The sequence below is a fragment of the Bradyrhizobium sp. NAS80.1 genome (assembly GCF_001908205.1).
Classification (GTDB): Bacteria; Pseudomonadota; Alphaproteobacteria; order Rhizobiales; family Xanthobacteraceae; genus Bradyrhizobium.
Window position 1 is genome coordinate 68,159 of sequence record NZ_LGHL01000064.1, and the last position, 21,370, is coordinate 89,528.

At 63.6% G+C, this 21,370-nt stretch carries 11 protein-coding genes and 2 pseudogenes; 9 read left to right on the plus strand and 4 right to left on the minus strand.

Translation table 11 applies throughout. The features are described from left to right. Positions 1 to 35 precede the first annotated feature (35 nt). A complete protein-coding gene (locus AC629_RS16385; RefSeq protein ID WP_084805886.1) occupies positions 36 to 1,694 on the minus strand; it encodes an ABC transporter substrate-binding protein in 1,659 nt (552 codons plus the stop codon). Positions 1,695 to 1,895: 201 nt separating this feature from the next. Here AC629_RS16385 and AC629_RS16390 point away from each other — a divergent pair, with 201 nt between their 5' ends. Continuing rightward, positions 1,896 to 3,491 carry an ABC transporter substrate-binding protein gene (locus AC629_RS16390; protein WP_084805887.1) on the plus strand — a complete coding sequence of 532 codons (1,596 nt, stop codon included), beginning with the start codon at positions 1,896 to 1,898 and terminating at the stop codon, positions 3,489 to 3,491. A 569-nt stretch (positions 3,492 to 4,060) separates the two neighbouring features. Here the strand turns inward: AC629_RS16390 and AC629_RS16395 are convergent. Beyond that, entirely contained in the window at positions 4,061 to 6,292 is a 2,232-nt protein-coding gene (locus tag AC629_RS16395) for a CHASE2 domain-containing protein (protein WP_084805889.1), read from the minus strand. Positions 6,293 to 6,437: 145 nt separating this feature from the next. Continuing rightward, positions 6,438 to 12,726, minus strand: a pseudogene (locus tag AC629_RS50585) (VCBS domain-containing protein). 640 nt (positions 12,727 to 13,366) lie between these two features. On the opposite strand from AC629_RS50585, the gene AC629_RS16405 reads away from it, so the two are divergent. From AC629_RS16405 to AC629_RS16435, 7 genes and pseudogenes are all read left to right on the plus strand, one after another. Then, entirely contained in the window at positions 13,367 to 14,122 is a 756-nt protein-coding gene (locus AC629_RS16405) for a transglutaminase-like cysteine peptidase (RefSeq protein ID WP_084805891.1), read from the plus strand. Between the two features lie 136 nt (positions 14,123 to 14,258). Continuing rightward, positions 14,259 to 15,383 (plus strand): lysozyme inhibitor LprI family protein, encoded by a 1,125-nt coding sequence (locus AC629_RS16410; RefSeq protein WP_084805921.1) that lies wholly within the window; start codon positions 14,259 to 14,261, stop codon positions 15,381 to 15,383. Positions 15,384 to 15,512: 129 nt separating this feature from the next. Beyond that, on the plus strand, positions 15,513 to 16,262 hold the full coding sequence (locus tag AC629_RS16415) for an ABC transporter ATP-binding protein (RefSeq protein WP_084805923.1): 750 nt from the start codon (positions 15,513 to 15,515) through the stop codon (positions 16,260 to 16,262). Beyond that, positions 16,259 to 17,786, plus strand: a pseudogene (locus tag AC629_RS16420) (permease). The gene AC629_RS16415 and the pseudogene AC629_RS16420 overlap by 4 nt, the downstream one beginning before the upstream one ends. Positions 17,787 to 17,890: 104 nt before the next feature. Further along, positions 17,891 to 18,703: an MBL fold metallo-hydrolase gene (locus AC629_RS16425; protein ID WP_084805892.1), complete on the plus strand. Its 813-nt coding sequence runs from the start codon at positions 17,891 to 17,893 to the stop codon at positions 18,701 to 18,703. A gap of 65 nt (positions 18,704 to 18,768) precedes the next feature. Beyond that, positions 18,769 to 19,290, plus strand: coding sequence for a hypothetical protein (locus tag AC629_RS16430; RefSeq protein ID WP_084805925.1), 522 nt, complete (start codon positions 18,769 to 18,771; stop codon positions 19,288 to 19,290). Between the two features lie 112 nt (positions 19,291 to 19,402). Beyond that, positions 19,403 to 20,455: an amidohydrolase family protein gene (locus AC629_RS16435; protein WP_084805894.1), complete on the plus strand. Its 1,053-nt coding sequence runs from the start codon at positions 19,403 to 19,405 to the stop codon at positions 20,453 to 20,455. 73 nt (positions 20,456 to 20,528) lie between these two features. Here the strand turns inward: AC629_RS16435 and AC629_RS16440 are convergent, their stop codons facing one another. Further along, complete coding sequence (locus tag AC629_RS16440; protein WP_084805896.1) at positions 20,529 to 20,984, minus strand: cupin domain-containing protein; 456 nt, start codon at positions 20,982 to 20,984, stop codon at positions 20,529 to 20,531. Between the two features lie 240 nt (positions 20,985 to 21,224). Here AC629_RS16440 and AC629_RS48720 point away from each other — a divergent pair, with 240 nt between their 5' ends. Beyond that, entirely contained in the window at positions 21,225 to 21,365 is a 141-nt protein-coding gene (locus AC629_RS48720) for a hypothetical protein (RefSeq protein ID WP_245331885.1), read from the plus strand. The last annotated feature ends 5 nt before the right edge of the window (positions 21,366 to 21,370 follow it).

A 21,370-nucleotide genomic window follows, 5' to 3' on the forward strand; every position in this document is an offset into this window, starting at 1 on the left:
GCAAGGGGGAGGGGAGCCCTACCAGCGTGCTCACCTTACGGCGTCATCGACACCAGCGAGAAGTCGATGAACCAGCTCTTCGGCTGCACGACGCCTGTCACCTTCGGGCTGATGGCGCGAGGGCCGACGTCGTGGGCGACGTAGAGGAAGGCTGCGTCGTCGACAGAAGCCGCATGCAGCTCGGCGAGCGCGGCGTCACGCGCGGCGGGTTCGAAGGTCTGCCGCGCCTTCTTCACGAGCTCGTCGAACTTGGGATTGTTGATGAAGCCCCAATTGTTCGAGACCGGCGGCGCCATGCCCGACTGCAGGAAGCGCACCAGCGCGAAGAACGGGTCCATCGCCGCATAGGTGACGTTGGTCGCATTCGAGCCGTTGGCGCTGGGGTCCTTGGCGCCGCGGCGCCAGTTGGTGAACAGCGTGTTCCATTCGATGACGTCGAGCTGCACATCGAAGTAGCACTCGGCGAGCGCCTGCTGCAGATACTCGTTCATCGGCAGCGGCTGCATCTGGCCCGAGCCGGAGGCCGAGGTCTGGATCTTCACCGTCAGCTTCTTGTTCGGACCAAAACCTGCCTCCTGCATCAGCTTCTGGGCAGCAGCCTTGTCGTATTTGATTTCGAAGGTCGGCTTGCCCCGCCAGGGATGGCCGGGCTCGAAGGTGCCGGTTGCGGGCACCATCAGGCCTGCGAGCAGGCCGTCCTTGAGGCCTTCGCGATCGACGCAGAGGTTGGCGGCCTTGCGCACGCGGATGTCGTTCCAGGGCGAGCCTTCGATGCGCGAGAACTGCCACGGCCAGACATGCGGCTGCTCGTTGGCGTAGAGCTTGAAGCCACGCTGCTTGAGCTCGGGCAGCGCATCCGGCGCCGGCGCCTCGACCCAATCGACCTGTCCGGAGAGCAGCGCGGCGGTGCGCGCATTCGCCTCCGGCATCGGCAACAGCACCATCTTGTCGACCTTGGGCACGCGCGCCTTGTCCCAATAGGCTGCGTTCTTGACGAGCTCGAGCCGCTCGCGCGGGGTGAAGCTCGACATTTTCCACGGGCCGGTGCCGGAAGCGTCCTTGGCGAACGCAGTCCAGGCGGCCTGCGACTTCGCCTTGGCGTCGGTGCCTTCCGCCTTGTCGTAGAAGGCCTGCCACTTCGCCGGGCTCGCCATGAAGAGATTGGTGAGGTTGATCGGCAGGAAGCTGTCGGGCTCCTTGGTCGTGAGCTCGACGGTCATGTCGTCGATCTTCCTCGCGGAGGCCAGCGTCGGCATGCGCGAGGCAGTGACGCCGACCTGGCTGGCGTCGAACTGCGGCGCGTCCTGCTTCAATACCTTGTCGACGTTCCAGACCACGGCGTCCGCATTGAACGGCGAGCCGTCATGGAAGGTGACGCCGGGGCGCAGCTTGAATATCCACTTGGTCTTGTCGGCATCGTCGACCTTCCACTCGGTCGCAAGGCCGGGGATCACCACGCTCGCCTTGTCGGCGGAGGACAGGTCCCATCCGGTGAGCGCGTCGTACATGGTGAGGCCGGTGAAGCGATTGCCTTCAAAGCCCTGATCGGGCTGACCCAGCGTGCGCGGAATATCGGCAGCGGTCATGCCGATGCGCAGCACGGTGTCGGCGCTGGCCACACGCGGCCATGCGGCCGCCGTCGTCAGAGCCAGCGCCGCAATCAGTGCCGCGCGTGTCGTCTTCTTGATAAGCATCGCCTCAATCCTCTTCCGGCTTCCGATGATTAATTTTGAAGCAATCGTATGCAATGGCTGTGCCAGTGGGGAAACTTATTCTGCAGATTGCCTCTGCGACGACAAGTCCTTGTGATTGTGCACCTGCGTAGGCGCCGCGCTGCCTATTCTGGCATCAAGATTGCAAGTTTGGCCCTGAGTTCCTCCTGGGAGTATTGGGCCATGCGTATCCGACTATCGACCTGTCTCGCCGTGCTTACGCTGGCGTTGTCCGCAATCCCGGCGCGCGCCGAAACGGTGGTGCGCTATGGCATCTCGATGGCGGACATTCCGCTGACGACCGGCCAGCCCGATCGCGGCGCCGGCGCCTACCAGTTCACGGCCTACACGATCTACGATCCGCTCGTTGCGTGGGAGATGGACGTCGCCGACCGGCCCGGCAAGCTGGTGCCGGGGCTCGCGACGGATTGGAAGGTCGACGACAACGACAAGACCAAATGGCGCTTCGCGCTGCGCAAGGGCGTGAAGTTTCACGACGGCAGCGAGTTCAACGCCGATGCGGTGATCTGGAATCTGGACAAGGTGCTCAACGACAAGGCGCCGCAATTCGACAAGCGACAGAGCGCGCAGGTGAAGACCCGCCTGCCCTCGGTCGCGAGCTACGCCAAGATCGACGATTTTACCGTGGAGATCACCACCAAGACTGTCGACTCATTCTTTCCCTATCAGATGCTCTGGTTCCTGGTGTCGAGCCCGGCGCAATATGAAAAGCTCGGCAAGGACTGGGACAAGTTCGCAAGCCAGCCTTCCGGCACCGGTCCGTTCAAGCTGACCAAGCTGGTACCGCGCGAGCTCGCCGAGCTGACCAGGAATCCGGACTACTGGAACAAGAAGCGGATTCCGAAGGCCGACAAGATCGTGCTGGTGCCGATGCCGGAAGCGTTGACGCGCACCAACGCGCTGCTGGCCGGCCAGGTCGACCTGATCGAGACCCCGGCGCCCGATGCCGTGCCGCAGCTCAAGGCGGCCGGCATGAAGATCGTCGACAACATCACGCCGCATGTCTGGAATTATCACCTCAGCGTGCTGCCGGGCTCGCCCTGGACCGACATCCGCCTGCGCAAGGCGCTGAACCTCGCGATCGATCGCGAGGCGGTGGTCGGCCTGATGAACGGGCTGGCGAAACCGGCCAAGGGCCAGGTCGACCCGTCGAGCCCGTGGTTCGGCAAGCCGACATTCGACATCAAGTATGATCTCACTGCTGCCAGGAAGCTGGTCGAGGAGGCCGGCTACTCCAAGGCGAAGCCGCTGAAGACCACCTTCATCATCGCGCAAGGCGGTACCGGCCAGATGCTGTCGCTGCCGATGAACGAATTCCTGCAGGAGAGCTTCAAGGAGATCGGCATCGACATCGACTTCAGGGTGGTCGAGCTCGAGACACTATATACGCACTGGCGCAAGGGCGCGGCCGACGACATGAACGCCGGTATCACCGCCAACAACATCGCCTATGTCACCTCCGATCCGCTCTACGCCATCGTCCGCTTCTTCGCCTCCGACCAGATCGCGCCGGTCGGTGTCAACTGGGGCGGCTACAAGAACCCGAAAGTTGACGCGCTGATCAACGAGGCCAAGCAGACATTCGACACCGCCAAGCAGGACGATCTGATCGCGCAGGCGCATGCACTGATCGTCGACGACGCCGTGCTGGTCTGGGTCGTCCACGACACCAACCCGCATGCGCTGTCGCCGAAGATCAAGCAGTTCGTTCAGGCGCAGCACTGGTTCCAGGACCTGACGACGATCGGCGTGGAGTGAAAGGGGGCGGCGCAGACCGCGCCATCAAACACGGCCGTCGTCCCGGGGCGCGCGAAGCGTGAGCTATGATGCGCAATTGCGCATCTGAGGACCCATAACCGCAGGGAGTAGTTTGGCGAAGACTCGGAGTTGCCACTCTCGCACCACAACTTCTCCCTGGGGTTATGCGTCCCCGCGTGCGCGGGGACGACAGCAAATGTGTGGCGCCCGTTCGAGCCACACACTTTCATTGCTACTTCGTCAGCAGTCGTAGGGTGGGCAAAGCGAAGCGTGCCCACCACCTCTGCGGTGAGAGCCATGGTGGGCACGGCGCTGCCGCGCCTTTGCCCACCCTACGAGAGTTGATGAGGGCGACAAAGAGGAGACGCACACCAGAGCGTTAAACACCGCTGTCGTCCCGAGGCGCGACGTAGTCGCGAGCCCGGGATCAATAGCCCCAGGGAGGAGTTTTACGAAGACTCGTGGTTGCCAATCTCGCCCCATAACCGCTCCCTGTGGTTATGGGTCCCCGCGTTCGCGGGGACGACAACTTTAGTGTAGCGCCAGCGACGCCCCTTCGCCCGCGCCCCCTACTTCGTCAGCAGCGCATACGCGCCGGACCATCCCTCCGGCGGTGGATTGGTCTGGAAAACCTTGATGCGGGCTTCGTAGAGCTTGAACAGCTTTTCCAGCGTATCGGCGTCTTCGCTTCGACGACCACGCTCGATGGCGTCGAGCGCGCCCTGCCAGTCGCGGCGGCGGTAGCAGCCGAGCATCTCGATGGTGACGTTGCGCAGGCGCTGGAAGGCGCCGGAATTCATCACGTCCTCCCGGCCGGCAATGGCGTAGATCACTTCCGGTTCGGTCTTGCCCTTGACCATGATGAAGTCGAGCTCGAGGATTGCGAACTTCTCCTTGGCGGCGAGCGCAGTCCTGGAGCCGACGATGATCGGGAAACCGTACTCCTTCGACTGGCCTTCGAGGCGCGAGGCGAGGTTCACGCTGTCGCCGAGCACCGAATAGTTCTTCTTCAGGTCGGAGCCCATGTTGCCGACCACGCCGATGCCGGTGTTGAGGCCGATGCCGACATTGAGCGGGATGTAGACGTGGCCGCCGTCGACGGCTTCCTGCTCGCGCTCCTTGTTGACCGCGTCGATCTGCTCGAGCATCCGGATCGCGGCCTCGCAGGCGTTGACTTCGTGCTCGGCATCGTCGAGCGGCGCGTTCCAGAACGCCATGATGGCGTCGCCCATGTATTTGTCGATATAGCCTTTCCGCTCGATGATGACGTCGGTCAGCGGCGTCAGGAAGCGGTTCATCAGCGCGATGAGCCCTTGCGGATCGTGCTTGTAGCTCTCGGAGATCGTGGTGAAGCCGCGCACGTCAGAGAACATGATCGTCATCTCGCGCTCCTCGCCGCCGAGCACGAGCTTTTCCGGCGATTGCGCAAGCTGCTCGACCAGCACGGGCGACATGTATTGCGCGAACATGCCGCGGATCTGCACGCGCTGGCGCTGCTCGCGCACGAAGCTCGCAAAGATCAGCGTCAGGTAGATCGCGGTGGTCGAGAGCAGCGGATAGGTGAAGTCGATGAGGTAGCGGTATTGCGAATAGAAGAACCAGGATACGCCGATCAGGATGGCGGCGAACATCGCACCCGCAAGCACCAGGCGGACGGGCCCGAGGTTCGGCGTGAAGATGATGACGAGCAGGCCGATGATCAGCGCGGCGAGCAGCTCGACGCCGAGCGCATAGTTCGGCTGGGAAATGACCGCGCCGCTCAGCACACTTTCGAGCACCTGGGCATGGACCTCGACACCCGGCATGTTCGACGACACCGGCGTGGTCTTGATGTCGTTGAGGCCAACCGCTGAGGTTCCGATCAGAACCAGCTTGCCGGCGATCTGGCCGGGCGACACCGTGTTGTCGAGCACGTCGGCGGCGGAGACGTAGATCGACGGATCCTGGCGGGCATAATGCACCCAGAACTGGCCGTTCTTGTCGGTCGGAATCTCGGCGCCCTTGATTCGGATGGCCCTGATGCCGGTCTTGTCGGTCCTGACCAGGAGCGTCGGCGTGCCCGTCACGACACGCAGGATCTCGAGGCTGAGCGAAGGCATGATGATGCCCTGGGCGCGCATGATCATCGGCACCCGGCGGATCAGGCCGTCGCGGTCGGTCCTGATGCTGAACAGGCCGCGGCCGGCGGCGACCTTCTCGATGACGGGCACGTTGCGCAAGAGGCCAGGGAATTCGAACAGGAAGCGTTCGGCGCCCTCCTCGCCGACCGTGGCAACACCGGTGAAGGGCAGCGTCTTGTCGATCTCCGACAGGACCACCCGCTGACCGGTCTCGCCCAGCACTACGCGCGAGCGCTTGATCGCTTCGGCGAAGATCTGATCGTTGGTCGGCAGCTCCCGCAGCTTGGCGCGGGTGGCATCGTCCAGATAGCGCATCTGGCTCGCGACCAGATCCGGGTTGAGCCGGTCGGCTTCCGAAAACACCACGTCGAAGCCGATCGCGACCGCGCCGTTATTGGTGAGGTTGAGGATCAGGTCCGCGATCCGCGTACGTGGCCACGGCCACTGGCCGAGCTTGGCGAGGCTCTTGTCGTCGATATCGACGATGACGACCGGCCGCGTCGCCTTGTGGCGCGGATCGATCAGCTGGAACATGTCGAAGGTGCGCAGCCGCAATTCCTGGATTGGCGGCGGATCCCAGAGGCGGACGCCGGCAAATATGATCAGCAGCGCAAGGCACATCAGCCGCGCAAAGCCGAACTTGAGCGCAAACCACCGCCGCAGGATCTTGAGACGTTTCATGCTGGTTGGATATCACGCATCGACGACCAATGGCAGCTCCGATCGGATGTACAGACGATCGGCCACGCCAAATGGTCATCAGGAATGAACGATGAAGTCACTCGCGTGGAGAGCGCTGGCAACGACGCCCTTCAACAAAATGGTGTCAGCGGGATCGATCGTAATCAGGGTGTCCGCAGAATTCGTGGGGGGACGCGGCCACATGGTGGCTCATCCAGTCGGAAATGCTGGAGGTGGTCACAACTGCCGACAGATCAATGTGGTCCTGGTGCGGCGTGAAATTCACGATCGTGTCGTGGTTCGAGTTGGCCGCGAACACGAACTGGTCCTGATAGCTCGTTCCGAAGAACACGTCCTTGCCGGTCGTCCCGGCAAGGCTGACGTGATCATGCGCATCTTCAGCGAGATTGAAAATCAAGTTGATCGTATCGGTCGCGCCGTGGCCATCGGTCACGGTGAGCATGACCTTATCCGTGGAAGGCTCTCCGCTGCCCTCCCGGTAGGTGACCGTCTGCAATTTCGAATTGATATAGGCCAAAGAACCGGTCCCCGATGACGGGCTCACGTGGCTACCCGAATCGTGGGTGCTGGCAGCGATCGTGAACGTTTCATTGGCGGCAGCATCGGCGTCGGTAACCGACAGACCGTGCACGATCACCCGCTCATCGCTGAACTGCGTGACACTGATCTGGTCGACGTTGAACACCGGCGCGTCGTTCGCGCCGGTTACGTCCACCGTAAGTGTCGCCGTGCCGCTCGCCCCATGCACGTCCGTGGTCTGGACGTTGAACGTATCCGAATAGGAGCCTGCCGGAAGCGCGTTGATCGCAGCGGCATCGGGAACGTAGCTGTAGGTACCGTCGGAATTGACCGTCAGCGAGCCATAGTGACCTGCGACTGTTGCCGCCGCATGGTTCGTCGAATCGACCACGGCATAGGTCAGTGTCGCCGTTTCACCGCTGTCGGCATCGGTCCCAATCAGCTTGCCGGTGAGATTGGAGAAACTGTCGGTTACGGCCGTATCCACCAGCGGCCCGGTGGTTACTGACGCCAGCGTGGGCGCATCGTTGGCGCCGGTGATCGTGACAGTAACCCCGGCCGTGTCCTTCTGGCCCTGGTGGTCATCAAGGGTAATCGTGGAGTCTACCGTCGCGGTCTGGCCCTTGCCGAGGAAATCCAGCGCGCTGTCGGCGACCAAATAACTCCAGGCGACTGTGCCGTTGTTCTTGCCGGCCTGCTGAAGGGTCAGCGCCTGCTCGAGCGCAGCGGTCTCGTCCGGCGTCAGCGTCAGCTGTGTCGTGTCATCGGCGTTCAGCCAGGTCACGGACTGGCTCGTGATCGTCGCCGTCGGCCGGTCGGTCAAGTCGACGTCGGTAAAATGGACCGTGCCGGTCGCGGCCGGCGTCGGGTCGGGCGCGGAAGAGCCGGTAGTGTTATCGCGTTCGCTGACATTTACGTGTGGCGATGCCTCGGCGGCGATGAAGGACGGCGGGTCGTCGTCAGCATCGAGCGTGATCAGCGTACCGCCGTGGCCGTCGCTGCTGCCGGCGAAATGCGCATTGCTGTAGTCGGCGCCAACGAGCTTCAGCGTGATCGAATGGCCGTAGGCATCGCTCACCACGAGATTGCCGGTGACGGGGTCGTAGGTCGCAGAGGTGCCGCCGTCATACTTGATGGTCGAAAGATCGATCTTGTCAGTCGCGGCGAACCCGGCGATCGACCCGCCGAAGCTCGACGTATCGATCTGAAGCTCGGCACCACAGCCGTCGAAGGTGATGGTCTGCGATACCGTGCCCTCGAGCTTGAGCGTGGCGTTGGCATCGATCGTGACCGAGCCCGAACCCGACAGCGAGCCGAACAGCGTCAGGATTCCGTCGTTGACCTCAATGGTGCCGGTATTGGTGATGGCGCCCGTGATCGTCGCCGTGCCCCAGGACTCGATCCCGCCCGAATTGGCGATGCCGAACGTCTCTCCATCAGCGCTCGAGATCGACGCACCGTCGCGCAGATCGATCGTGCCGTCGTTGTCGATCGTGGACAGTGTGCCGAAGACGCTGGTCCCGGAAACGGCCCAGGTGCCGCCCGCCTCGTTGTTGAAGGTGGCGGTCGCGACCGAGATGTTGCCGTTGATGTGACCGGTGTTGTTGATCGTGATCTCGCCGCCAGTCTCGAAGATGGCGTAGGTCGTCGAGGTCACGGTGCCGGCGTCAGTGGGTCCGATGGTGCCGGAATTGTCGATCGTCGCCGTGCCGGTCGCGTTCTCCTGGATGGAGATGGCCGCAAGACTATTGGCGCCGACCACCGAGCCGGCGTTGGTGACGTGTGTCCAGCCGGTCCCGCCCGCATCGTCATGGTCGATATTGATGCCGAACGAGGCCGTGCCGGTGATGTGCCCGTTGTTCGTGATCGTGACGTCGCCATGGGCGATGACGTCGAGGCCGATCGCGCCGGAAACGCTGCCACCGAGCTCGAGCGTGGCCTTGTCGTCGATGATCAGCGTGCCGGTGCCGGTAAGGCCGCCGGAAAGGTTGAGCGTGCCGCTCTGGACCTCGATGGTGCCGGTGTTGGTGACGCTGCCCGTGATCGTGCTGAGGCCGGAGACGCTGTAGAGATTGCCGGCATTGCTCAGGCTGCCGCCATTGATCGAGACGTCGGTCAGATAGAGCTTCGACGCGCCGTCGACCGTGATCATCCCGCAGGTGTTGGTGATGGTGGCGCTCGTCAGCTTCAGCGTGCCGCCGGTCGCCGCCTCGATCAGGCCGTGATTGGTGATGGCGTGGAGGACGCCGGGATCGATCGTCAGCGTGCCGCTGGTGACGGAGATCGTGCCGGAGTTGGTGATGGCGGCGCAGTCGATGGCGCTCGTTCCGGTCGATTCCAGCGTGCCGGATACCGTCACCGTGCCACCGTCGATGATCGCGCCGGCCAGATCGAGTGCCGAGCCGGACTCGATCGACACCGTGCCGCCGGTGTTGTTCACCGTCATCGCGGTCAGCTTCAGCGTGCCGTCGTTGATTGCGGCCAGCGTGCCGGTATTGGTGACGGCCTCGCCGTTGATGTCGAGCTCGCCGCCATTGGCCTGGATGGTGCCGCCATTCGTGATCGCGGTCGCGTAGGTCGTCGCCACCAATGCAAGCACGCCGCCGACCGCCTCGATCAGATAGCTGTTCGAAATATTGGTGTCGGCGATCGTGGTGGCACCGGTGGACTCCAACGTGCCGGAAACGGTCAGCGTGCCGCCGGTCAGGGTCGCACCGTTCAACGCCAGCTTCTTGCTCGCGTCGACCTTGACGATGCCGCCATTGGTGATGGCGGCTCCTGCAACGGTCGCGTCGTCGAGTGTCAGCGTGACGCCGTTCTCGACCGTCACAGAGCCCTTGTTCAGGGTCACGTCGCCGTCGAGCTTGCTGTTGCCTGTGACGTCGATCTTGCCGCCAAGGACGCCGCTGTAATTGTTGATGGAGCCGCCGCTGATCGTGGCTTCGTCCAGCCTCAGCACGGCATTGCCGTCGACGATGACGTTGCCGCTCGAATTGTCGACGGTCGAGCCCTGATCGATCGTGAGCGCGCCGCCCGCCAGCACTTCGATGGTCCCGGCATTGGTGACGGTCTCGTAATCCAGCGCATTGCCGATGCCGCTGACCTTGAGGACAGCGTTGTTCTTCAGGATGCCGTTGCTCAGAACCGCATTGCCGGTGAGATCGAGCTCGCCGTTATTCGTGACCGTGCCGATGTCGGGCCAACCGGTGGTCTCGACATGCGTACCGCCGGGGGGTGTCGCTCGTACCGCCATTCAGCACGGGCCCGCGATCGCCCGCCCCGCCGTCAATTGTCGCGCCGTTGACGGTGAGCTTGCCGCCGGCGCCGACGGTGACGTTGCCGCTGTTGGCAATGCTGCTCTTCAGCGCCAGCGTACCGCCGGAGAGATCGATCGTGCCGGAGTTGGCGATGGTGGTCAGGGTATCGATCGTGCCGCCTGCGGCCAGAGTGAGCGTGCCCGCGTTCGTAATGGTGCTGGTATTCGTGACGACCAGGCCAGATTTCCTGGTAATCGTCTCGACATCGATCGCGCCGCCGACGAAAACGTGGCCATCGGCGGAGTTGGTGAACCTCGCATCGGCATTGAGCGTAAGCGTGCCCGCGATCGTCAACGTGCTATGGTTGATCACCTCCGGCGCCGTGTGCTGCTCCGTCGTATCGTAATCATCCATCGTCAGCGACTTGCCGTACGCCGCGGCGTCGATCGTGACGGGATAGGAGGGCGTCAGCCCGTGTAACTGGTCGGTGATGACGATAACGTCGTCATTGATCGTCGGCACGGTGCCGGTTTCCCAGTTCGCGCCGTCCTTCCAGAAGCCGCCAGGCGGAACGTCGGGCTTGCTGGTCGCGATCCACACCACGGCAGGAGCATCGGTGCCGGTGATCGTGACTGTGATGGTCTGGTCCGAGGTCGTGCCTTGCGAATCGGTGACCGTCACGGTGTAGGTCAGCGTCAGTACTTCGCCCTTCGGGATGATGTCGGCGAGGTAGACGGGAATATCGGCGAGCGACCAGTTGATCGTTCCCGTGCCGGTTCCGGTGCTGTCATGGCCGGTTGCAATCGAAACCGACAAGGCATTCGAAAGGAAGTCGTGGATGCTCTGGGGCACGGTGCCGCCGGGCAGGACCGCGCTGAAGTGTGACACTCCGACCGAGTGCGTATCGGTGAGGTCGACATCCTTGAAGGTCAGTGTCCCCGAGGTCGGCACGTCGCTGGTGAGCGGGCCACCCGGCACGCTGGTGCCGCCGGCGAAGGCGATGGTCGGGACGCTGGTGGTGATCACCGGCTTGTCGTTGGTGCCGGTGATCGTGATGGTGATCGGGATGAAGGAGGTTTCGGGGCTGAGCGAGAAATTGTTGTCGACGCGCACCATGTAGGTCAGCGTCAGCGTTTCGCCGGCCGCGAGGAAGTCGAAGACGTGGTCCGGAATCGTGTAGGTCCAGACCGCCGAGCCTTTGTTGTTGTTACCGCCGTCGGGGACGACGTCGATCTTGATCTGCGTCGCCGCGATGTCCTGCTTCTGGAGAGCAGTGAGCGAGCCAGTGACATCCTGCTGGCCAGCGTTCTTGTAGACATAGTTCGGCGCGTCGGCGAGGTTCACCGACACCGTCGGCCGGTCGCCCAGATTTTGATCGAGGAAGGTGATCCGGCCGGAGACCGTATCGGAATCCTTGGTGTCGCCGGTCGAATTCGCGCGTTCCGTCAGCGAGAACACCGACTTCACATTGCCATTGAGATCGAGGCTCTGAACCAGGGGCTTGCCGGGAAAACGGCCGACGATCGGCGTTGAAATGTCCGGCCCGTGCGGGTCCTGCGGATTAAGGTTCGTGAAGACCGCGGTCGCTACATAGCCAGCCGGCGTCTTGATCACAATGCCGGCGCTGGTCTGCGTGATCGTGTCGGTGAAGTTCGTGGCCAGCTTGGTGTTGCTGTTGTCGCTGAACTTCAGCGTGAACACGTCCGTGATCAGCTTCTGCACGTCCGGCGACATCAGCGCGCTGGAGACCGACACGTTGCCGCCGCTGATCTGGATCATCTGGCCGGCCTGGTTGACCGTCGCGATCGGCAGCAGCGTGACCTTGTCGAACAGGATGTAGGAGCCCGTCGTGCCGTTCGGCTCGACCAGCACCTGGAAGCTCGCCTGCGGCTGCGGATCGCCGCCGCCGGAGGGAACGACGAAATCGATCTGGGTCAGCACCGCGGTGCCGCGGATGCCCATGGTGGCGACCGGCGTGTCGACCTTCATGTCGCCGTGCTTGGCGGTCTCGCCGGCGACGAAGGTGATGGTGCCTGCGACCAGGCTGAGCAGCGAGGAATTGTTCGACCCGTTGGGGTCGTAGACCATCTCGTTCAGCACCATCCGCGCATTGGAGGACAGGCCGAACACGGTGCCGTCGATGAAGGTGATGCCCAGCGTCGAATCCGCGCCGGTCGCGACCACATCGCCCTTCTCGACATTGTCGCCGTTGTTCAGGATGACCGAGACGCCGTTGCGGACCGCAGTCGCGCTGCCGGTGAGCTTGGTGACGTGGCCGATGACCTGCGCGGCAGCAGCCCCCGGCGCGGCCTGCGCATATTGCACGTGGCCTGTGAGCGCGTTGACGACGTCGCCGGTGAGATGCGCGCCATCGGGCGAAGCGATCGCCGCGCGCTTGTCGCCCCGGAAATAGTCGTGAACGACGAACTCGTGCCCCTCATGGGACAGCACGAGATCGAGACCTGCGCGCTTGAACTCGCCGTTGAAGATCAGGTTCGGGTTGGGAACAACGAACGCGCCATCAGGCACGTGACCGTGCGCCTTGGCTGTAAAGGAATCGACATGGACATAGGCGGGCGAGTGGGAACCCTGGCCATCCAAAGAGATCGCGGCGTCAAATTTGCCAGCGTAATTCAACTGGGCACCGTAAAAAGGGTTAAAATTTAAGTAAGTATCGCTCGCCTAAGCTTGCATACCATTACCAAGTCCTTAGCGAAACCGCCTATTGCTTGTGTGATTTCGCGTCACTTCGCGGCAGAAGCCCCCGCAGAGCGGCCCCCCCTGCAGAGGAACGAAAGTATTTCGTGCAATATTCGGAGGTCGAATTCGACTTGTCGTCCCGCATTTCCAATCATCCAAAGTAATCAATTGTATAAATGCAACGGCAGATATTTATGTCATCTTGCCTTCGCAGTTCCCCGCAACATACTGCGCCAAATACGGAGCTAAATCTGTGACCCAACTAACAGAACCCACGATATAGCGGGCCGTTAGCCATAGCCGTTAAATGTGCGTTATGTAGGCGTTAAATCCGCCTACCTACAACTTCTGCCTGCAATTGGTTCCATTTCGCGGCAGCCGGGTCCTCCTACCGCTCGATTCGTAAAATTTTACGGAACCTGGGCAGGCCCGTTTCAGCCTGTCTCACGGTTTTGGGACCGCCGCAGGACGCGTTAAGTAGAACAAAACGGCCCGTCTCGCACTATCTCCGCGAAAGCAACAAAGCCCGGCACGCACAGGTCGAGGGGGACCTGGCGAAGCCGGAAGGGGATGTCAGATGGAGACCGCTGCTCGCTCGCGCGCCTGGCGCGCAATCCTTTTCGTCTGCGGCTTGATCCTGCTCGGATCGGCCGCCGAGCTTCGCGCAGGCACGCTGTTGTCGCCGGGAGCCGGCGTCCTCGTGCGCAAATCCGCCGAGCCGTTCGGCGTGTTCGCCTTTGCCATCTCTTCCGGCAGCCTGCAGCAGAAATGGTTCGCGCTGAAGGACAGGCTCGACGACGACATGGTGCAGCTCGCGCTGTGCGATGGCGATCGGGATCATTGCGCATCGCCTGCGGCACTCAGGCTGCTCGCCATCGTCGACCAGGCCCGCGCCCGCGACGGCCGTGCGCGGCTGGGCGAGACCAATCGCGCCATCAACCTCGCGATCCGGGCTTCCAATGACGGCACCGAGGACGTCTGGAGCTCGCCGCTTGCGACCTTCCAGCGTGGCGCCGGCGATTGCGAGGACTATGCCATCGCCAAGCTCGCGGCGCTGCGACTTGCGGGCGTCGCGGCCGAAGATCTCCGAATCGTCGTGGTGCGCGACACCCGCGCCGGGGAAGCGCATGCGATTGCCGCCGCACGGCTCGACGGCCACTGGCTGATGCTTGACAACCGCCGCATGGCGATGGTCGAGGACGACGATGCCCGGGGCTACCAGCCTCTGTTCGTGCTCTACCAGTCGGCCGTGATGAAATATGTCGACGAGCCCGTGCGGTTGTCCGGACTAGGGAGCCAGCGCCTGTCGCTGGTCGCAGCCAACGCGCGCTGACCTGAAGCCTTGTAGCCCGGTGGCTCCATCCGGGCTGCGGGTCTGCGATTCCCTCGCAAACCATCTTGCCATAAACCCATTTCACCGCGCGATCCGGGACGCTAGCATGGCTTCGGCTATGCAGGGGGCGACCGGAATGCGGTTCATCGTACTGACTGTGCTTGCGCTGCTGGCGTTGCCGGCGGCACCGAGCTTCGCGCAATCCGTCCCATCCGACAGCTCCATCGCCGACAAGCTGCCACTGTTCGCCAGGAACAACTGCCAGCAGATTCACGATCCCGGCAATCAATTGTTCTGCGGTGATGCCGAGCTTGCCGCCGCCGCCGAGAAGCTGAGCACGGCGATCGAGGCGCGGCTCGCCCGCCTGCCCGACCGCCTGCCCGCCATCGAGGAGAATGCGATCTGGATCCGCCAGCGCAACCTCGGCTGCGGCATCGTCGGCCAGACCGCGATCCGCTCCGACGATTTCGATCGGGTGAAGGCCTGCCTTCTCAAGGTCACCGAGGAACGCGCCGCGATTGTCCGCGATCCGGATTTCGACTGTCTCGCGGCCAACACCGCGGCCGGCGCGCTGATCTGCGCGGACCCGGCGCTGGCGCTGACCGAAACCGAGCTCAACAGCCAGGTGCTCGCCCTGATCGGCAAGCTGGACCCGACTGCTGCACGCTTTGCCTTCTCCGAATATGGCCGGTGGACGAGGGAGCGCGATCGCAAGTGCAATCTGGTCGGCAAGGAGAACCTGCCGCTTCAGGAGCTCGAGTCCGCGGAAGAGTGTCTCACCGATTATCTGAAGCACAAGACCGACGAGATCGCTGCCGCCAAGGGCGATCCGAAGAAGGTGTTCGGCCGGCAGGTCGCGGCCAAGTCGCCCGACACCGACGCCGTCGACTTCTGCGCTGCGCGGATCCACGCCGCCAATTCGTGCGGCAATTTCCTTCGCATCAACCGCGTTTACGCCGTCGACAGTCAGGTGACCGAGCAGGAGGCGCAGGTCACCGGCGAGATCGAAATGGTCGTGCTGGCGCCCTTCACCACCTGCAGCAAGGTCGCGTCCAACTGCACCGGCACCTGCTGGAACGCCAGGACGGGACGTCCACAGCCGGGAGCCGGCAACAAGGAGCGCTCGGCAGAAGCCTTCAATGTGACGCGGCGCTTGAGGATCCAGCGCACCTTCGCCTTCGTGAAAGCCGCCGACGGCTGGCGCTGCCGGGAAGACGAGCTGGCCCCGGTGAATTCAGGCAACGCGGGCGGGGGATCGTAGGCGCTCTTCACGGATTGCTTCGGTGCTACGATTTCCAGATGGCCGCATTTGCACCAGCGCGATTCACGGCGCCGAAACGTCTTCGGGGCATGGTCGCGGGCAATGCAAAACCGCATGGGTGTGGCCGTCATGAAGCCGGACAACTCGGCACTGGAAATCCGAGGGTTAACGAAGCGTTTTGACCGTTTGGCGGTCGATAGCCTCGATCTCACCATTCATGCCGGCGAATTCTATGCACTGGTCGGTCCCAACGGCGCCGGCAAGACCACCACTTTGCGCATGGTTGCAGGCCTGCTGCGGCCCGATGCCGGCGCGGTCTCGATCTTCGGCATCGATGCGCTCGCAAGCCCTGTCGCCGCCAAGCAGGTGATGGCGTGGGTATCCGACGAGCCGATGATCTATGACAAGCTCACCCCGCTCGAATATCTCGAATTCGTCGCCGGCCTCTGGGGCATTGCACCGTCCGTCTCGGAGCCGGTCGCGCAGGAGCTGCTGAGCTCGCTCGGGCTCGAGCCGCATCGGCACGAACGCTGCGAGGGCTTTTCCAAGGGCATGCGCCAGAAAGTGGCGCTGGCCGGCGCGCTGGTGCACGATCCCCGCCTCATCATTCTCGACGAGCCGCTGACGGGGCTCGATGCCGTCTCCGCCCGCCATGTGAAGGGTCTGTTGAGCGAGCGCGTTCGGGCCGGCTGCACCATCATCATGACCACGCACATTCTGGAGGTTGCCGAGCGCATGGCCGACCGCATCGGCGTGATCGCATCCGGCCGCCTGGTCGCGGAGGGCACGCTGACCGAGCTGCGCCAGCAGAACGGCCATGTCGACACCAGCCTGGAAGATCTCTTCATCGCGCTGGTGACGCTTCAGGCCGCCGCATGAGCTCGGCGACCGCGCTCTCCTGGTTTGCCCGCCACGAGCTCCGGCTCGCCTGGCGCGAATGGCTCGCCATGATGACCGGCGGACGGCGCAAGCGGGCGCGCGTGGCAATGATCGGCCTGCTGTTCTTCGCAGCACTCCTGCACCTGCCGGCCTGGGCGGTGATCGGTCGCTTCGCCGATCTGCAATTGCCGCTCGACAAATCCTCGCTGATTGTGATTTCGGCAACGATCTTTCTCGCCTGGACGCTGATGCTGTCGCAGGCGATCGAATCGGTGACGCGTGTGTTTTACGCCCGCGCCGATCTGGACCTCATCATGTCTTCACCGGCAACGCTGGCCAATCTGTTCTCGGTGCGCATCGCCGCGATCGCGCTCACCGTCACGGTGATGGCGCTGTTGTTCTCGACGCCCTTCATCGACGTGCTGGTGATCGGCGGTGGCGCGCGATGGCTCACCGCGTTCGGCGTCGTCGTCGCCATGGGCCTGTCGGCCGCGGCGATCGCCATCGCCGTCACCATCCTCCTGTTCCGGTTGATCGGCCCGGCGCGGACGCGCTTCGTGGCCCAGATCCTCGCGGCGATCATCGGCGCCGGCTTCGTGATCGCGCTGCAGGTTGCCGCGATCATGTCCTACGGCACGCTGTCGCGCTTCACCATCCTGACCTCCGGCGCCGCGGCCGCCTACGCCCCCGACGTCGAGAGCATCTGGTGGTGGCCGGCGCGGGCGACCATGGGCGACGGCGAAGCGCTGCTGCTGCTTCTGGCGCTCGGGCTCGTCCTGCTCGGAAGCGTCATGGCGACCTTCTCGGGCCGCTTTACCGATACGGCGATCGATGCCGCCGCCTACGGCAAGTCCGGCCGCAGGAGCGCGAAGGAGCGCCCGTTCCGCGGCGGATCGCGGCAGCTGGCGCTGCGGCGCAAGGAATTCATGCTGCTCTGGCGCGATCCCTGGCTGATTTCGCAGACCTTGATGCAGCTTCTCTATCTGGTGCCGCCGGCACTGCTGCTCTGGCGCAGCTTTGCCGACAGCTCCACGGCAGTGACGCTCATCACGCCTGTGATCGTCATGGCGGCGGGGCAGCTCGCTGGCGGACTCGCCTGGCTGACGATCTCGGGCGAGGACGCCCCCCGATCTCGTCGCGACCGCGCCACTGACGCCGTCCGGCGTCATCCGCGCCAAGATCGAGGTGGTGCTGATCGCGATCGCCATCATCTTCTGCCCGCTGCTCGCTGTGCTGGCCTTCGCCTCGCCGTTCCAGGCCGCGATCAGCGCCGGTGCGATCATCGTCAGCGCGGCCTCAGCGACCGCCATCCAGCTCTGGTTCCGGGTCCAGGCCCGGCGCAGCCAATTCCGCCGCCGCCAGACCTCCTCGCGGCTTGCGACCTTCGCCGAAGCATTCTCCTCGATCGGCTGGGCCGCCACCGCCGCACTGCTACTCGCTCTCCCGATCGCCGGCCTCGTCAGCGGCGTCATCACCGCCGGCCTCGTCGGCGTGACGTGGAAGTTCAGCCCAAGACGTGAATAAAAGGCAGGAGTGTGGTGCGACACTGACGCGCTGTTGATCGCGCGCTGTTGGCCACGCGCTGCATCGCACGCTAGACTTTCCCCCTGAAGTCATCGGGGACGGACATGTGGCGACTAGTTTCGGCGGCCCTGGCGCTGTTCGGCGCATTCCTTACACCTGCCCTCGCCCAACAGCCCCAGCGCAGTGAATGCCTGGCGATGGCGAACGCTGCGCCTCGCGCGATGCCGGTTGCGTTCCGGCAGACCGCCAACTCGGCCGAGGTCGAGATCACCTATGCCGGCCACTCCACCTATTTCATCGACACGCCCGGCGGCGTGCGCATCGCCACCGACTATAGCGGCGCCTACCAGTTCGGCCGGCTGCCCGATGTCGCCACCATGAACCGGGCCCACAGCACGCACTACACCTTGTTTCCCGACAAGCGCATTCCGCATGTGCTGCATGGCTGGGGCGAGGACGGCAAGCCGGCCATCGTGTCGGAGCGCATCGGCGACACCTTCATCCGCAACGTCACGACCGACATCCGCCGCTATTTCGGCGATGATGCCGGCGCCGACATGATCCGCGACGGCAACTCGATCTTCATCTTCGAGGTCGCGGGCCTGTGCATCGGCCATCTCGGTCATCTCCACCACAAGCTCGACGACAGTCATTTCGCCCAGATCGGGCGGCTCGACATCGTGATGGTGCCGATCGACGGCACCTACACCATGTCGCTGGACGGCATCTCAGAGATCACCAAGCGGTTGCGCGCCTCGGTGGTGCTGCCTATGCACCGCTTCGCCACCCCGCTGGAAGACTTCATGCGCCGCATCGGCCAGCAGTTCGAGATCGACCGGCGCAGCGAGCGCTCGTTCCGGATGTCACGGGATGCGCTGCCATCGACGCCGACGGTGATCATTCTCGACGGCGTCTGACGCGCAATTTTCTCCAAGTCCACCGACGGCCGATCGTGCTCATCTCCCTGCAACAGGAGAGCGACATGACTGATTTTACAAGGTTGTTGCACGCGAATGGACCGAACCCTGAGCATGCCGCGGCGCTCCAGCTCTACGGCCGCTTCGTCGGCGACTGGGATGCCGGGATCACCGCCCACGGGCTCGACGGAACGAAACACACCGCGCCTGGCGAAATCCATTTCGGCTGGGTGCTCGAGGGCCGCGCCGTCCAGGACGTCTGGATCATTCCCCGCCCTGCGGGAAGCCCGGCCTTTCCAGTCGCCGGCAACTGGTACGGCACGACACTGCGGGTCTATGACCCCTCCATTTCCGCGTGGCGGATTTCCTGGTTCGATCCTGGCCGCAGTGTGTTCCGCCAGCAGATTGGCCGCCCGCGCGGAAACGACATCGTGCAAGAGGGCACGACCGAGTCCGGCGAGCTCACGCGCTGGAGTTTTACGGAAATCACCGCGGATTCCTTCCACTGGCTGGGCGAGGCCAAGCCCGCGACCGCAAGCGATTGGCGGCTGGTGGTCGACGTCAGAGCGACACGGCGCAAGGCCTGACGACGGCGCCGCTGTGCTCGCGATGATGGGTGCGGTTGCGCAACGCGCGCTGCTGCGCACGAGGATGAGATGCTAGGCTGCTCCCACAAAAAACTTGAGGGAGCGAACGCCGATGGCTGCAAGCGGGTTGCCCGCCAATACAAGCGGGCTGTTTGTCGAGCCGCGCGAGGACTGGCTCGCGCAATATCAGGAGGAGATCATCGATCCGGCGCGGCCGATCGTCGATCCCCATCACCATCTCTGGAATCGCGGGCACCGCTATCTGATCGAGGAGATGGCTGCCGACATCACCTCCGGCCACAACGTCATCGCCACCGTCTATGTCGATTGCCGCTCGATGTATCGCGCGCACGGGCCCGAAGCGTTCCGGCCCATTGGCGAGGTCGAATTCGCCAACGGTGTCGCCGCCATGAGCGCGAGCGGCGGCTATGGCAAGGCCGCGATCTGCGCCGGCATCGTCAGCCACGCCAACTTGCTGCTGGGTGACGCCGCAAAGCCCGTGCTAGAAGCGGAGATTGCCGCCGGGAACGGCCGCTTCCGCGGCATCAGGCATTCCTCGGCCTGGGACGAAGACCCTGTCGTTGCCGGCATGTATGCGAACCGGCCGAAGGGACTTTTGCAGGACCCGACCTTCCGCAAGGGCTTTGCCTGCCTTGCACCGCTCAACCTGAGCTTCGATGCCTGGCTGTTCCATCCGCAGATCGGCGAACTGACCGAGCTCGCGCGCGCCTTCCCCGACACCAGGATCGTGCTCGATCATTGCGGCGGCCCGGCCGGCGTCGGCCGCTTTGCCGGACGGCGCGAGGAGGTGTTTCCGCAGTGGCGCGCCTCGATCCGCGAGATCGCCAAATGCGAGAACGTGGTGGTGAAGCTCGGCGGGCTCGCGATGTGCCTGCTCGGCTACGACTTTCACTTGCGCGAAAGGCCCCCGTCATCCGAGGAACTTGCCGCGGCCTGGCGGCCCTATGTCGAGACCTGCATCGAAGCGTTCGGGCCGAAGCGCGCGATGTTCGAGAGCAATTTCCCGCCGGACAAGGGCCAGTGCAGCTACCAGGTGATCTTCAACGCCTTCAAGCGCATTGCGGCACCTTTGAGCGAAGCCGAGAAGACGGCGCTGTTCTCGCAGACCGCGACCGATTTCTACCGGCTCGAGCTGCCGTCATGACGAGAAGAGGGGCCGGGATGCTGATCCCGGCCCCCTCTTCCGTCGTGGCCGCTGGGAAGCGTCCTTGAAAAGTCTAGCCGGCCCCCATCAGCGAGGCGGGACGGCGCTCGCCGGTGGAGACGAAGATCCGCTTGAGCTTGTTGACGACGCGGATCAGGAAGCCGAGCACCACGGGATTGGTCTTGCGGCAGAACGCGATCTTCTTGACGTGGCCCTCGACATGCCATCTGGCATGGGCGCCATCGCGGAAGAAAATGACGTCGCCGGGGCCGTAGCGCTTCGGCGGCATGCCATCGCTCTCGAGCACGATCGATCCTTCGATGATCATGATCGTCTCGTCGATGTCGTAGTACCAGTTGAAGCGCCCTTCGGTGCAGGACCAGATGATGGTCGAGGCGGTGCCGTCGGCGCTGGTCGACAGGATGTGCGAGCGCGACACCGGGTTGCCCTCGATGATCCAGGACGGCTCGATCGGCCGCACCTCGAGATCCACGTTGCAACTACCGACTTCAATCAATGCGTGCGACATCTCTTATCCCATGGAGTATAATATGTATGGCCGGGTCGCGGCCCGGATTATTTCGAAAGATGTCTGGAACGCTAGTAGCCGCCTTTTAATTCTTCCTTACGCAGGCCCCGACAATCAGCCGCAAGTTGCAGATGCGAAACGGTTAACGTCCCGATTTCCCTGCAAATTGGCGGACTTGAACCGATCTTCTCCGGGGTGCGACAAAGCGCGCGAATTTGACTATCGAAGGAGCCACACCCGATGTCCCTGACCCCAGAGGTTCTGGCAGCCAACGGCGAGGTCGTCGCCTGGCTCGGCAGCCTCGATATCTCCTTCGCGCCGGACGAGGAACTCTGGTTCACCATCGACGGTGTCGACGCCCCCCCGGCAGATCGGCAGTGACGCCT